General features: G+C 45.4%; 16 protein-coding genes and 1 other annotated feature (1 of these 17 running past the window's edge). All 16 genes read right to left on the reverse strand.

Annotation, left to right across the window (positions count from 1 at the left end):
- Positions 1–894, reverse strand: the 5' portion of a protein-coding gene (locus tag PPM_RS20160) for a LysM peptidoglycan-binding domain-containing protein (RefSeq protein WP_013372654.1). 735 nt of this gene lie to the left of the window's left edge; the window shows 894 of its 1,629 coding nt (coding positions 1–894); the start codon lies at positions 892–894; the stop codon falls past the left edge of the window.
- A 159-nt stretch (positions 895–1,053) separates the two neighbouring features.
- The gene (gene ilvE / locus PPM_RS20165) at positions 1,054–1,938 is read right to left on the reverse strand and encodes a branched-chain-amino-acid transaminase (RefSeq protein ID WP_013372655.1); all 885 of its coding nucleotides are present in this window, start codon (positions 1,936–1,938) and stop codon (positions 1,054–1,056) included.
- A gap of 17 nt (positions 1,939–1,955) precedes the next feature.
- Positions 1,956–2,855 (reverse strand): prephenate dehydratase, encoded by a 900-nt coding sequence (gene pheA, locus PPM_RS20170; protein WP_013372656.1) that lies wholly within the window; start codon positions 2,853–2,855, stop codon positions 1,956–1,958.
- The gene (thrB, locus tag PPM_RS20175; RefSeq protein WP_013372657.1) at positions 2,852–3,820 is read right to left on the reverse strand and encodes a homoserine kinase; all 969 of its coding nucleotides are present in this window, start codon (positions 3,818–3,820) and stop codon (positions 2,852–2,854) included. The genes pheA and thrB overlap by 4 nt, the downstream gene beginning before the upstream one ends.
- Positions 3,821–3,847: 27 nt before the next feature.
- A complete protein-coding gene (locus tag PPM_RS20180) occupies positions 3,848–5,134 on the reverse strand; it encodes a homoserine dehydrogenase (protein WP_013372658.1) in 1,287 nt (428 codons plus the stop codon).
- Between the two features lie 43 nt (positions 5,135–5,177).
- Entirely contained in the window at positions 5,178–5,615 is a 438-nt protein-coding gene (locus PPM_RS20185) for an ACT domain-containing protein (protein ID WP_013372659.1), read from the reverse strand.
- A 158-nt stretch (positions 5,616–5,773) separates the two neighbouring features.
- The gene (gene obgE / locus PPM_RS20190) at positions 5,774–7,084 is read right to left on the reverse strand and encodes a GTPase ObgE (RefSeq protein ID WP_013372660.1); all 1,311 of its coding nucleotides are present in this window, start codon (positions 7,082–7,084) and stop codon (positions 5,774–5,776) included.
- Between the two features lie 13 nt (positions 7,085–7,097).
- The gene (locus PPM_RS20195; RefSeq protein ID WP_013372661.1) at positions 7,098–7,835 is read right to left on the reverse strand and encodes a Spo0B domain-containing protein; all 738 of its coding nucleotides are present in this window, start codon (positions 7,833–7,835) and stop codon (positions 7,098–7,100) included.
- Positions 7,836–7,981: 146 nt separating this feature from the next.
- Entirely contained in the window at positions 7,982–8,299 is a 318-nt protein-coding gene (gene rpmA, locus PPM_RS20200; protein WP_013311590.1) for a 50S ribosomal protein L27, read from the reverse strand.
- Between the two features lie 5 nt (positions 8,300–8,304).
- Positions 8,305–8,643: a ribosomal-processing cysteine protease Prp gene (locus PPM_RS20205; RefSeq protein WP_013372662.1), complete on the reverse strand. Its 339-nt coding sequence runs from the start codon at positions 8,641–8,643 to the stop codon at positions 8,305–8,307.
- Between the two features lie 13 nt (positions 8,644–8,656).
- A complete protein-coding gene (gene rplU, locus PPM_RS20210; RefSeq protein ID WP_013372663.1) occupies positions 8,657–8,968 on the reverse strand; it encodes a 50S ribosomal protein L21 in 312 nt (103 codons plus the stop codon).
- A 13-nt stretch (positions 8,969–8,981) separates the two neighbouring features.
- Positions 8,982–9,068, reverse strand: a sequence feature (ribosomal protein L21 leader region).
- A gap of 96 nt (positions 9,069–9,164) precedes the next feature.
- Complete coding sequence (locus PPM_RS20215; protein WP_016324654.1) at positions 9,165–10,349, reverse strand: Rne/Rng family ribonuclease; 1,185 nt, start codon at positions 10,347–10,349, stop codon at positions 9,165–9,167.
- Between the two features lie 47 nt (positions 10,350–10,396).
- Positions 10,397–11,275, reverse strand: a complete 879-nt coding sequence (locus PPM_RS20220) for a M50 family metallopeptidase (RefSeq protein WP_013372666.1) — start codon at positions 11,273–11,275, stop codon at positions 10,397–10,399.
- Positions 11,268–12,113, reverse strand: a complete 846-nt coding sequence (locus tag PPM_RS20225; RefSeq protein WP_013372667.1) for a peptidoglycan DD-metalloendopeptidase family protein — start codon at positions 12,111–12,113, stop codon at positions 11,268–11,270. The genes PPM_RS20220 and PPM_RS20225 overlap by 8 nt, the downstream gene beginning before the upstream one ends.
- 339 nt (positions 12,114–12,452) lie before the next feature.
- Positions 12,453–13,250, reverse strand: a complete 798-nt coding sequence (gene minD, locus PPM_RS20230) for a septum site-determining protein MinD (protein ID WP_013372668.1) — start codon at positions 13,248–13,250, stop codon at positions 12,453–12,455.
- 3 nt (positions 13,251–13,253) lie between these two features.
- Positions 13,254–13,916, reverse strand: a complete 663-nt coding sequence (gene minC, locus PPM_RS20235; protein ID WP_013372669.1) for a septum site-determining protein MinC — start codon at positions 13,914–13,916, stop codon at positions 13,254–13,256.
- Positions 13,917–13,926 lie beyond the last annotated feature (10 nt).

Genomic DNA, 13,926 nt, shown 5'->3' on the forward strand with positions numbered 1-13,926 from the left:
ATGTTCTGCAAAGGAAGTATTCACAGGAGCATTCCCCCAATTCTGAGGAGATCCAATCCCCGGATACCACGAGTTCGGCATAGCATTTATTGGCGGACTGTAATCAAATGCCGGTTGCTGTAATGGCCATGAGGAATTCTCCATCGGCTTCGAGCTGGTGCAGCCACAAAACTTTTCGGTTACGGGTTGCTTCTCGATATGAACTGGAAACTGCGGTTTAGGTGCAATCGGTTGGGTGACTATAGGTTGCATTTGTTGAGGTGGGGCAGGTTGAGTAATTATGGGCTGCAATTGAGGTGGAGCAGGATTTACGGGCGCCATATTGACGGGTGCCATAGGAACTTCAGGCAGTTTTAATTCAGGAAGCTTAGGAGGATTCACTGTTTCTTTCGGCTGTGTCATTTCTTCTTTAGGACTAGGCATATTCTCCGGTTTAGGCTGTGTTAATTCCGCCTTGGGCTGGGTAAGCTCTTCCTTGGTTGGGGATTCAGGTTTAGGCTGTGTCATCTCTTCTTTCACTGCGGTATTTTTCTTATTCACAGAAAGATCAGATACGCTTTCTTTGTAGTGTGGAATATTAACTGTTTCTCCAACCAAAAGTGCATTCGGGTTTTTAAGCTGGGAATTGGCATCAATAATTAACTTAAGCGGTACATTCCACGCCTTGGACAACTTCCACAACGTATCACCTTGCTTAACTTTGTGTTGATAGACCGTTGACGGCTGTGTTTCCATCGTAACAGGATCTGTCGGAATTTTGATTTTCTCGCCGATGCTCAACTGATTAGGGTCTGCCAATTGGGGATTGGCGGCAATAACTTTCTCTAGTGTCACATTATACTTCTGTGCCAGTAAGTACAGAGTGTCACCTTTTTTGACGATGTGTATTTTCACAGGTCACAAACCTCCTAGACTTTCGTTCGGGCGGGATAAACGCCCGGCTTCTGTTATTACATCCTATGCACCTCCCGGGCGAATGACCCCCTACAAACAAAAAAATCCTCTCAACCGAATACTCTTACAAGCATTCAGTCAAAAGGATCTCGTATTCTTTTAGTCCTGCCACACTTTATAGCCATCCTGATCCACAATCTTCCGGAACTCGGCCAGGAGCTCTAAAGTCACTGGACCAGCAACACCGGAGCCGATCGTACGACCATCTACTTCATAAGCTGCAATCACTTCTGCAGCGGTTCCCGTAAAAAACACCTCATCCGCCACATATACATCATGCAATGTAAAAGGTTGCTCCTTAAGCGAATATCCAAGCTTGGCACACAAATCGATGATAGCATTACGTGTAATCCCCTCAAGCGCTCCCAAATAACAAGGCGGTGTATATAACACTCCATTTTTGACAATGAAAATGTTATCAGCAGAACCTTCCGTCACATATCCTTGGGAATTGAGCATAATAGCCTCACCTACACCAGCATAATTAGACTGGATCTTCACCAGGATATTGTTGAGGTAGTTCAATGATTTTATCTTTGGATTCAAAGCATCCGGGATGTTGCGACGTTGAGAGACAGAAATTGTCTTCAGACCTGTCAAATAAGCTTCTTCCGGATAAATGGCGAGCTGCTCGACAATAATGATGACACTCGCCTTTGCACAACGAAGGGGATCCAAACCTAGATTTCCAGCACCCCGGGATACAACCAATCGGATATATCCATTGCGCATTTCGTTAAGACGAATCGTTTCAGCCATTGCTTCCAACATTTCATCAGGAGACAACGGAATGTTCAACTGAATAGATTTCGCAGAATCATACAGCCGCTCTAAATGCTCCTTACATTTAAAAATATTGCCGTTATAAATACGAATACCCTCAAATATACCGTCTCCGTACAGGAAACCATGATCATATACGGAAACCTTTGCGTTCTCCTTAGTCACATGCTGTCCATCCAGATAGATCCATTGTTCTGCCATTACAACCACACCTCCGATTAATGTTCCTTCAAAATAGGTTCGATTGCTGCTTCAACATACTTGTAGCTTGGATAAGAGCCAAGAATACGTACATGGCACCCCAAAGCCTCGATCTCTGCAAAGGCTGCCGGAAGCAAAACGGAATGCAGAGATTCCAGAACTTCAATGTAAAAATAATAATTCCCCAATTGCTTTTTGGTCGGACGCGATTCAATACGAGACAGATTTAACCTGCGCCATGCAAATGCGGATAAAACCTGATGCAGCGCTCCTGGGAAATCCTGCGGCGGCGTAACCAGAATACTGGTTCGCTGGCCTTCAGGCGTACGCGGGAACCTTACAGGTTGATGTCCAATCAAGACAAAGCGGGTGAAATTGTTATCATGATCCGTCACTTTGCTGGCCAAAATATCTAATCCGTGTTTGATAGCCGCAAGCTTGGTTCCAAGTGCGGTCCAACCTTTACCTGGGTTATGTTTAACAATTTCGACGGCCTCTGCCGTACTTCCTGCACTCTCCAGCTCGGCTTGAGGAGCGAAAGTTTGTATGAATTCTTTACATTGGGGAAGCGCTACAGGATGGGACATAATTTTGACCACTTTGCTCAAATCAAGCTTGTCCTGATCCCCGAGAAATTCACTACGATGTCCAATAAGATTTTGAATTGAAGGATATACCCATTCCGCCTGCATTGGAATGTCTACCTCATGCACAAGCCAGTCCATATGCAAACTTACAGAGCCATCAATCGTATTTTCTATAGGAATTACACTATAGTCTGCCTGTCCCTTGTCTATTGCCTGAAATACGTCTGCTATATGCTTGTAAAACAGTAGTTCACAGGGTGTATCTCCTAACAAATATTTAATTGCTTCATGAGAAACAGTCCCCTCAGGAAGAAGTGCAATTCGCATCATATCGTAAGTTCCCCTTTAATCATATCCATAAAAGGGTGTGTATTCCCTTCCGTATATACTTTAGCCCCTTCAATCTCCGGGCGCAAATTTAAAACAGACGCCGTGATCCCTTCTTTGTTCATTGTCTCCGTTAAATACTGTTCAAGCTCCGCTTTACGATTTTCCCGTTGATCCGTCAATGCCAGCAATGTCGGTCCAGCACCGCTAAGGGCCACGCCCAATGCACCATAATGGTACGCATTCTGTAGGATCTCTGTCATACCCGGTACAAGTGCCGCGCGGTAAGGCTGATGAAGCTGATCACGCATCGCTTCGGCGATTAGATCTGTTCGCCCCGATGCCAATGCCGCTACCAGCATTGAAGCATGGCTAATATTATATACAGCATCCTTCAAGGATACATGGGTAGGCAGGACCTCTCTGGCCTTCGACGTGGACAGTTGAAAATCTGGAATAACTACCATTACCTCTAGATTAGCATCCGGTTCAATCCGTAAGTGCTTGGCATGTTTGCCATCCCACACGGCAGTAATAATACCGCCAAACAAAGAGGCCCCGACATTGTCCGGATGCTTTTCAATAGCGCTTGCCATATCAAATAGCTTGGAATCCGACAGGGGCGAGCCAATCAGCGTATTAGCAGCCACCAAGGCACCTACAATAGCGGAAGCGCTACTGCCCAAACCACGGGTAAGCGGAATATCCGAGTACATCGAAATTTCCAGCTCAGGAACAGATACACCTGCTTCACGAAAAACCATTTGTGCTACCTTGTAAATCAAATTGGTTTTATCTTGGGGAACGCCATTCATTTGATCCCCGTACAGATGGAAAGCTGTCTGCTCGGCCTCTTTTAATTCAATCCATGCGTATAGAGACAACGCCATGCCCAATGTATCAAAGCCAGGTCCTAGGTTAGCCGTACTCGCAGGCACGCGCACTCTTGCTGTTTTCAAAACGGTCATACAGATGATTCCTCCTGCTTTTATTAACTATCCCTCTACCCGATATACACTCTTGATGCGGCGAATCACGTCCAAAGTTTCAAAATGCTCCAAAACCTTTTTCATACTTGCTTTACTAGCTAAATGAGTCACGATAATAATCTCAGCATCGGGATTAGTCTCATTCGGCTGCTGCACGACAGATGCCAAACTGACATTGAATTCAGCAAATACCTGCGTAATCTGTGCCAATACCCCTGCTTTATCATCTACGTGTAAAAGCACGAAATTTTTGAAATACACGTCTTCGTCATTGCAAATTTTTTTAGGATTGTAGGGTACGATTGCTTTTAGCCCATTTACGCCAAGTTTGAGGTTTTTCACTACAGCTACCAGGTCAGCCACTACTGATGTAGCTGTTGGCATTTCGCCTGCACCTGCACCATAAAACATGGTTTCTCCCACTGCTTCACCATGTACATAAACTGCGTTGAATACCCCGTTCACCGATGCCAATGGATGCTGCTTGCGCACCATAGTCGGCTGAACATTAATCGTAAATTCATCACCTTGGCGTTCTGCAATACCAAGCAACTTCATTTGATATCCTAGTTTTTTAGCAAAGGCAATATCTTCACTGGTTACCTTTGAAATACCGCTCACGCTTACATCCTTGAGCTCTACATTAGAGCGGAAACCAAGGGTTCCCAGTATTGCCATCTTGCGCGCCGCATCCAATCCTTCGACATCTGAGGTCGGATCAGATTCTGCGTATCCAAGTTCTTGAGCTTCCCTAAGAACCTCCTCGTACGAGGCTCCTTCCTGACTCATTTTAGTTAAAATAAAGTTTGTTGTACCGTTCACAATCCCCATAATGCGGGTAATACGGTCAGAGGAGAACCCTTCAATGAGTGTACGAATGATCGGGATACCGCCTGCCACACTAGCCTCATAAAAAATATCACATTGTTTTTCCTGTGCTTTTGCCAATACTTCAGAACCGTGCAATGCCATTAAGTCCTTGTTGGCTGTCACAATGTGTTTGCCTCTCTCTAGCGCTTCTAGAATGTACTCCTTCGTCTGATCAATCCCACCCATGACTTCGATAATCACATCAATTTCAGGGTCTCGAATGACTTCCCACGGGTCCTCAGTAAGTTTGGCGGTGTCTACTTCTATGGAACGATACTTATCTATGTTTTTTACAGCTATTTTTTCAATGATGATCGGTGAACCTACTTGTCTGCTCAAGTCTTCCTGATTGCCCTCAACGATTCGAACGACTCCCGTACCTACAGTCCCTAAGCCTAACAATCCTACTTTGACCGGTTTCATCCATTCCCCTCCTGCTAACTTTTATCTAACGAACTGTATCGCCTCAGCCTTGCCCAATCAGGCGGACCCGCTTGACTCCAGAAATGCTTTCCAAGCCCTCCAGCAGAACACCCAATTCATCACTAAGCCTGGACATTTCGACTGAGATAACTACATTGGCTCTACCTTGCAGTGGAATACTTTGCTGGATCGTCAGCACATTACCTCCGTAATCCGCCACTCTGCCGAGCACCCTGGACAGCATGCCGGATTGATGCTCTAGATCGATAGAGATATTGACAATTCGCTCACGCTCCAACTGGTTAACCAAATGTATGCCATCTTTATATTTATAAAAGGCGCTTCGGCTTAGCCCAACTTGCTCCACAGCATCATGTACGGTTTTAACATCTCCCGAAGCCAGCAGCAGTTTTACCTGTATGGTCTTAACAATAGCTTCAGGCAAAATATCTTCCCGTACCAAGTAATAGCGCTCTTTCAAGAACGTCCTCTCCTCAAAGACTTATGTTTTTGTATAGAGGACATTATATCTAAACTCATGAAAATCGGCAAGCTAACAATACAAAAAAACGGCTACTGCCTTCTATAGAATTCCCTATAGTACAGTAACCGTTCAGGTTTTAAAGCTTTATTTAATTTTTAGTAGTAGCTGCTGCCTTCTACGAATTCGAACTCGAAATCAGCGATGCGTACAGATGTACCATCTGTGGCACCACGTTTGCGTAGCTCAGCATCCACACCCATATGACGCAATGTTCTTGCTAATTTCAAGATGGCATCATGCGAATTCATCTGCATGCGCTTCATCATGCGCTCAATTTTGGGGCTGTGCACCACGAATGTGTCGTTTTCACGTACAATCGTAAAGCCCTCGTCTTCGGCCGTATCCAACTTAAATACCTTGCGTTCATTGACTTCTGCTACTTCCTCAACAACCGGCTCGTCCGGTATTTGATCCAACAGATCAGCAGCCCGATAGAGCAGTTCCTTTACACCCTGACGTGTCAGAGAGGAAATAGGCATGATTTCAAGGTCAGGACGTATCGTAGCAATCTGCTCTTTGAAGTGAGCAAGATTTTCTTCAGCTTCCGGCATATCCATTTTATTGGCCGCCACAATTTGTGGACGCTCAGCCAGAGCTGCATTATATTGCTTTAATTCATCGTTTATTTTGGTCCAGTCTTCAAACGGGTCACGTCCTTCAGAGCCGGCCATATCCACAACATGGATAATAATTCGCGTCCGCTCAATGTGCCGCAGGAATTCATGGCCCAGTCCAGTACCTTCATGGGCTCCTTCAATCAAACCAGGCAAATCGGCCATCACAAAGTTCCGCTGATCGCCCACATCCACGACGCCCAGATTTGGGGTAATCGTTGTAAAGTGGTATGCGCCAATTTTGGGTTTTGCAGAAGATACAACTGACAACAAGGTAGACTTTCCTACACTAGGAAATCCGACCAAGCCTACGTCAGCCATCACTTTTAACTCAAGCGTAATATAACGTTCTTGCCCCTCCGCACCGTTTTCAGCCAATTCAGGCGCTGGATTACTCGGTGTTGCAAAACGAATATTGCCGCGTCCTCCGCGTCCTCCTTTAGCTACAACGACCTGTTGGCCATGACGAGTCATATCTGCCAGTACTTCACCTGTGTCATCATCCATGATAACTGTGCCCGGTGGTATACGGACAATCATGTGCTCAGCGTTGGCTCCGTGTTGGCTTTTGTTGCGACCTTTTACCCCACGCTGGGCTTTAAAATGCCGTTGGTACCGAAAATCCATCAAGGTACGCAAACCCTCATCTACACGAAAAATTACATCTCCACCGTTCCCTCCGTCACCACCAGCTGGGCCGCCATTAGGAACATATTTTTCACGGCGAAACGCAATTAATCCGTCTCCACCGTCACCGCCTTTAACAAAAATCTTCGCTTTATCTACAAACATGGTTACACCTTCCTTATGTCTGGCACTGCATTCGAATTTGAAGCATATCGCCCGTAGGGAGCTTCTCTGTTCGAAGGCGTTCACTTCCAAGTACGGATCTGACCTGCTTTAGTATATTTAAATCGGCAGGTATGTCACTTCCTTCAAACCGGACGATAACATCATCCTGATCCATACCGAAATAAAGTGTCAATCTGCGCACTTCTCCCCAGGACGACCGGCCCCCGCCATATTGATACGCACGCACCGTTTGTATGACAGCCGAGGCAAGCGACTCGCCGTCTTCGGGAGACATGACAGCGTCTAACTTTAAATCCTCCTCAACCTGTACCGACAATTGTAAATTTCCGGCGTTCACGCGAAAAGACTGCAAATAAAACACCAGCGAGGGAATACCCAGCTTAGATATTTTACTGTCTTCCGACACCCGCCCCTTTATTGTTTCCACATAAGCAGCTGATTTATCATGCTTATTCATACGAATATAGCCATAAAGCACCTGTAAATCATTCATCCAGTCATGCCGATGATGGTTAAGCGTTGCTATCGCTGTACGCTCAAAAGAACGCAAAGCAGCTTTCCGCTCATGTTCAACCTGTCTATGTGTATACCACATACCAAAACAAGCAGCAGCTACAGCCCACACAGCTAGTATGATAATCGTTAATGCTTTGGGATAGAGCAGTGAAAAAACCAAAGGAATCAGAATGGAACCCAACGCCAGATAAGGCGCTCTTTTCCGCTGGAACATGGCTTCTCTCCGTTCTGCGATAATTAAATGGACTAGTCAACAACCTTTATCCAGTATAGCACAGACTAACTTTCCAGTTCATTACCATCATGCAAAAAAGCCTCCGACAAAAGTGCCGGAGGCTTTTCAGCGTGTCTAAGCCGCTATTAAGCTTCTACAGTAGCTGCTACTGGAGCAACGTCGATCGGGTAGATGCTCACCTTTTTGCGATCACGGCCCCAACGTTCGAACTTCACAACGCCGTCCACTTTCGCGAACAGAGTGTCGTCCTTACCGATGCCCACGTTCGTGCCCGGGTGAATTTTCGTTCCGCGTTGACGAACCAAGATGCTACCGCCGGTAACTGCTTGACCGTCAGCACGTTTCACTCCAAGACGTTTCGATCTGCTGTCACGTCCGTTTTTTGTGGAACCTACACCTTTTTTCGATGCGAATAACTGAAGATCCAATGTCAATTTCAACATGATGTCTACCTCCTTCTTTGTTTATTTTCTATTTGAATATACTTACCGTATGATTCAGCAATGCTTGTCAGCATAATCACCATGGACTCCAACAACAGTTGGACCTGTGCGTTCGCATCATGATAATTTTCAGGAGAAAGATACGCGCTTAAAAAGCCGTTTTCCATTTCCGTTTCCATTTCAACGTCCGTAAGAGCTACAATCGAATTGACAGTTCCTACTGTTACCGCTGAAACACCAGCACATACGATATCCTCGCCAGATTTGGCAAAATTCGCATGACCTTTAACAGAAAACCCCTGTATGCTGCCATCCTCCAGCCGTATAATACGCACGATAATCAATTATCGCACCCTCTTACGCTTGGATTTTTTCAATCGTCACTTTCGTGTACGGTTGACGATGACCTTGCTTCACATGGTAGTTCTTTTTAGGTTTGTATTTGTATACAACGACCTTTTGACCTTGACCATGCTTCTCAACTTTAGCTGTTACAGAAGCTCCAGAAAGAAGCGGTGTACCTGCTGTCAAGCCATTGTCGCCGGACACTGCCAGAACACGATCGAACGTTACAGTTTCACCATCATTAGCTTCCAACTTCTCGATGAACAATACATCGCCCTCTTGAACTTTGTATTGCTTACCACCAGTTTCGATAATTGCGTACATTTGCTTGCACCTCCTTATGTCTCAGACTCGCCTAATTGCAGGTGGCAGTTTCCTTAGGATACTGCACTTCAGTACCTGATTGGAGCGGTTACAGCATGTGCAGCCAATCTTACGCATCACACATACTAAATGATTATAGCACAAGCTTCGTACACATTCAACCTTTAGTTTTGAAATAATTTTGATTACGCACGTTCTACACGAGAGTCTTTTCTTCACGCACTTTTTTGCGGGTCATTTCCAGTAAACCTAACCGCGTCCAACCGACAACATATGATTTAGTCCGGTCCTTTTTTAATCTTGCCTCCAGCACAGAAGATACTTCCCTACGATTCTCCTCTTGTTCCATATCGATGAAATCAATGATGATAATACCTCCAATATCACGTACACGTACCAGGCGGGCAATCTCTTCTGCTGCTTCAATGTTAGTCTGGGTCACCGTCTCTTCCAGATTACTGCCGCCCGTAAACTTCCCAGTGTTCACATCAACGACGGTCAATGCCTCCGTATGATCAATGACAATGTATCCGCCACCCTGAAGCCATACCTTTCGTGCAAAATCGCGCTCCAGCTGCTCATGAATGCCATAAGCTTTGAAAATCGTTTCTTCTGCACTGCGAAATATACTTACATGAGCTTTCGCAGAACCAATCTGCTGCAGCATTACTTCTGCATCCTTTGCTTGCTCCTCACTGTCAATGACCAGTTCATCCTGCTCAGGTGTAAACACATCGCGAATTAAACGCTGAACGATACTCAGATCTCGGTGCAATTCACACGGTGCGGAGTGTTCACCCGCTTTGCGCTGAATAGCCGCCCATTGCTTACGTAGTTGATTCAGATCATTTTCAATCGCCTCTATACTCATTTCCTCTGAAACCGTACGAATGATGACCCCTTCCTCACCCGTGCGCAGTTGCTCTCCCATGGCTTTCAAACGGGCACGTTCTCCCTCACGCTCAATCTTCTTGGATACGGCCACATAATCAGCACGGGGCATGTAAACAATCCAGCGGCCCGGAAGTGAAAAATGAGTGGTCACCCTGGCTCCTTTGCTACCAACTGCCTCTTTTAATACCTGTACTACGATTTCCTGCCCCACCTTTAACAGTTCAGAAATGGACGGCTTTACCTCTGGCTGCTTGTCCAAATGAGCATGAAGTACGTCATCCACATACAAAAAGGCATTCTTGCGCTGTCCAATGTCAACAAAGGCGGCTTGCATTCCTGGTAGCACATTGACCACCCTCGCTTTGAAAAAAGAACCTAGAATTCCCCGTTTTCGCGGTAGTTCAGCCGCATATTCAACCAATCGTCCCTCTTCCAACAGTGCCATTTGGGTCATCTGCTGTTGGCATTGTACAATCATTTGCTTCATGGTTTTTCAACCTCTCTGAATACAGCCTCTTCCTTATTTCATAAACATTATTTTGGTTTGGATTCTCCACCATTTGGCGGGCGTGCCGCAAAATAAGAACGTATAAGTCGTTGTTCCGGCAATACAGCTACAATCCGTCCCTGTTCATTCATAACGTAAACCATATGATATCGATCTCTTCTGAAAAGACGCAAAACAGGCTCCAAATGTTTCACGGGCAGGGATACAATAGGTAAGGCAATGCTTCCTTTAGCCGCTTCGCGGTAAAAAAGCTCGTCCCTCCCCAGCAAAAAACGTATAAAACGGTAAGGGATATTCCGATAATCCACAATATTAGAATAAAGCAAAAAAATCCCTACCGCCAGCAGATTTAAATGTAAAGGCTCATCTTGCCTTAATAACGGCGAAATACCATACAGGCAAAATAGCAGACTTGTTATGATACTGGCTCTAAAAGTCCATACTAATGTGCGGTGATAAGAGAAGAATAAGCTAATCAGCGACTGCAATATTTTTCCACCATCAAGCGGTAAAATTGGCAACAAATTAAACAATGCAATAACAGCATTTCCCTGAATTATATAATTTACATAATCATGCTCCAACCCACTCACATTCCTAAGCCACAAAAGAATGATGATCATGATTCCGTTTTGCAGGGGGCCTGCTAGAGCAATGACAATCTCCTTCCACGCATTGAGCTTCCCTTGATCCTCAATGACAGCCACTCCTCCAAAGGGTAACATCTGTATGGAAAGTAACCGCGCCCCCAACAACGAAGCAGCTGTCGCATGACCTAGCTCATGTATAAACACCAGTGTAAATAAGGTCATGATCTCGATGAAATGTCCAGTTAATACAGAGGTCAGCATAACCAGTACAAACAGTGGATGCAGTGATAAGGTCACCCCTCGGACATTAATCAAGGGCTACCACTTCCGACGGGTCAATGTATTGATCCCCTCTTTGAATTGCCAAAAATAAAGTCGCCGCCTCGCTACCGCCGTGACTTGCTGGCAATACACCGATCTCTTCACCCTCCTGAACCCAATCGTTCACTTTTAAGGTAGAGCGTGAGAGCCTTCCGTAAGTTGCTGTGATACCGCCAGTGTGACGAATTGTAACTGAAATCCCACTTTTGGGATGGTTTAATACGTCTAATACACGTCCTGCATCTATACTTTTAACAGCGATTGCCCCGTTATCGGCAACATTCGGCGTAATCTCTACTCCTTTAAGACTCAGTACAAACGGCTGTGTTATATTGCCTTCAATCGGTGGAGAGCCCTTTCGACTTGCGTCTACCTGTTTCGTTTCATGCTCCTCGCCAAAAATCGGTAAGAAGGAAGGAGCTCCGTCAAAATAAGTTTTATACCATTGTCCGGCGGCTGCAAAATCCATGTCCTTATTCAAGGCATCCGCGACAAACATTCTCAAATTTACTGCATAGGGAATATCCCAGCGAAATAAGCCCCACACCACTCCAAATAACACTGCTGCTATGACAGTTCTACGCCAAAAGGAACTCCAAAAAGACGGACCACGATTTGCCCCAAAAGATTGCTGCCAACGTTGTCGATCATTTTTCCACTCAGTTTCTGGGTCTCTGGGCGAGTTGGCACTGACTACAGGCATCGATTTCATTTCTCTGTACCCGTACCTGTTCTGATCTATGCCTGAGGAATACGCCTCCGCTTTGTTTCCCTCGATTAGCTGCTGTATACGTTCTTTTCTGCGCTGCTTGATTCCGGAATTTTTGTCCATCCTGTTCAGCCCCCTCAGCGAGGTAAGTTTATTACATCTTATGAGGACGGGCTTCAACTTATGTTGTCCGGTTGGGGATTACATACCCTAAAAATCAAAAAAACCGGCGCTAGCGCACCGGATATGTTTTGCATTTATAACATTTATGTAATGATCTAAATTTACGAACCAGAATCATAGAAATTTAAAAAAGCAAACCAAAAACACTTAAATAAGTGGTGACTTATTTAAGTGTCTAGTATTACAAATGAATGCTACTGTAACACTTCCCTTAGAAATCAGTGAAAATATCTCACTAGAAAGGGCCAAGCAACCACCAGCAATAACTTCCTGTTTTCCTTATCCACCCATACCAAAAAACTTCTTAAAGCGTGTCATCACACTCTTCTTCTGGTCCAGCTGCATAAGAGGCACAGTATCGCCCAAGATTCGTCTCGCAATGTTCCGGTAGGCAATCGCTGCCTGCGCATCCGGATTCATAACCGTAGGCTCTCCTGTATTAGCTGCTTTAATTACCATTTCATCATCCGGTACAATCCCAATAAGGTCTATGCTAAGCACTTGTAAAATTCCGTCAATATCTAACATATCTCCGGATTTAACCATACTATTGCGAATGCGGTTAACCACCAACTTAGGTGATATCACATGTGAACTTTCCAGTAAACCAATTACCCGATCTGCATCGCGTACAGCAGCATTTTCTGGAGTAGTCACAACAATGGCCTGATCCGCACCGGCAATGGCATTTTTAAAGCCTTGCTCAATACCCGCAGGGCAGTCGATCAATATATATTCAAAATCCTTTTTAAGCTCCAAAATAATATCCTTAACCTGCTCCGGCGTAACAGCACTTTTGTCCTTGGTTTGAGCAGCTGGTAGCATATACAGCTCCTCAAAACGCTTGTCCTTAACAAGTGCCTGGTTCAGACGGCAACGACCTTCCGCTACATCAACAAGGTCATAAATAATCCGGTTTTCCAGACCCATCACAACGTCTAGATTACGCAAACCGATATCCGTATCCACCAAACACACCTTTTTGCCGAGCAGTGCAAGCGCTGTTCCTATATTGGCTGACGTCGTCGTTTTGCCGACGCCGCCTTTTCCTGAAGTGACGACGATAGCCTCTCCCATGTGCTACACCCCTTTGAACACGTTAAAATCGCGGCCCAGACGCACAATATTGCTCATTTTATCTATTTGCATAGCGCCATCCTTGAGATACGCAAATTCCATGCCGGATTCACGTGTCTCCCATTCATCTGGTGGACGGCTAATCATTTCGGAAATTCGCAGCTGTGTTGGTGCAAAATAGGAGGCCGCGATAATCGCTTCACTATTTCCCTCCATCCCTGCATGCGCCATACCCCGCAGAGCGCCAAGGACATAGATATCACCGGTACAAGTTATAATTCCACCCGGGTTAACATCTCCCAAAAAGAGTAAGTTTCCATCGTGATGAAGCACTTGTCCTGAACGGATAATCCCTGTCACCGTGTGAATGGGGGGCTTGCCCTGCACTACCACAGGCAATCCGGGTGATTCTACAGACCTGATGAGCAGATTCCCCTTCTGCTTCAAAATCTCCAGAATACTTTCCTTTTGCTCCTCAGTTACTTCCCGACTTCCCAGTTTAATATCCACATGAATGATCGGACCAGTTAAAATATTTTGATGACTGTGCTCCAGCTTAAAACGCAGCTCACCCAGCAAATCCTCAAATTCGCATTGATCGTCCAGCAGGAATACCAGGCCATCTTTGATGCCTTTAATCGTGACATGATTCGATTTCACCGCCATTAGCCTGTCC

Source organism: Paenibacillus polymyxa M1 (assembly GCF_000237325.1).
Taxonomy (GTDB): Bacteria; Bacillota; Bacilli; order Paenibacillales; family Paenibacillaceae; genus Paenibacillus; species Paenibacillus polymyxa_C.

Excerpts from the sequence above, each read along its gene's own strand:
- minC (WP_013372669.1), bottom strand. The coding sequence starts at position 13,916 with ATGGCGGTGAAATCGAATCATGTCACGATTAAAGGCATCAAAGATGGC.
- obgE (WP_013372660.1), bottom strand. The coding sequence starts at position 7,084 with ATGTTTGTAGATAAAGCGAAGATTTTTGTTAAAGGCGGTGACGGTGGA.
- PPM_RS20195 (WP_013372661.1), bottom strand. The coding sequence starts at position 7,835 with ATGTTCCAGCGGAAAAGAGCGCCTTATCTGGCGTTGGGTTCCATTCTG.
- pheA (WP_013372656.1), bottom strand. The coding sequence starts at position 2,855 with ATGATGCGAATTGCACTTCTTCCTGAGGGGACTGTTTCTCATGAAGCA.
- ilvE (WP_013372655.1), bottom strand. The coding sequence starts at position 1,938 with ATGGCAGAACAATGGATCTATCTGGATGGACAGCATGTGACTAAGGAG.
- PPM_RS20215 (WP_016324654.1), bottom strand. The coding sequence starts at position 10,349 with ATGAAGCAAATGATTGTACAATGCCAACAGCAGATGACCCAAATGGCA.
- minD (WP_013372668.1), bottom strand. The coding sequence starts at position 13,250 with ATGGGAGAGGCTATCGTCGTCACTTCAGGAAAAGGCGGCGTCGGCAAA.
- rplU (WP_013372663.1), bottom strand. The coding sequence starts at position 8,968 with ATGTACGCAATTATCGAAACTGGTGGTAAGCAATACAAAGTTCAAGAG.
- PPM_RS20225 (WP_013372667.1), bottom strand. The coding sequence starts at position 12,113 with ATGGACAAAAATTCCGGAATCAAGCAGCGCAGAAAAGAACGTATACAG.
- rpmA (WP_013311590.1), bottom strand. The coding sequence starts at position 8,299 with ATGTTGAAATTGACATTGGATCTTCAGTTATTCGCATCGAAAAAAGGT.
- thrB (WP_013372657.1), bottom strand. The coding sequence starts at position 3,820 with ATGACCGTTTTGAAAACAGCAAGAGTGCGCGTGCCTGCGAGTACGGCT.
- PPM_RS20180 (WP_013372658.1), bottom strand. The coding sequence starts at position 5,134 with ATGAAACCGGTCAAAGTAGGATTGTTAGGCTTAGGGACTGTAGGTACG.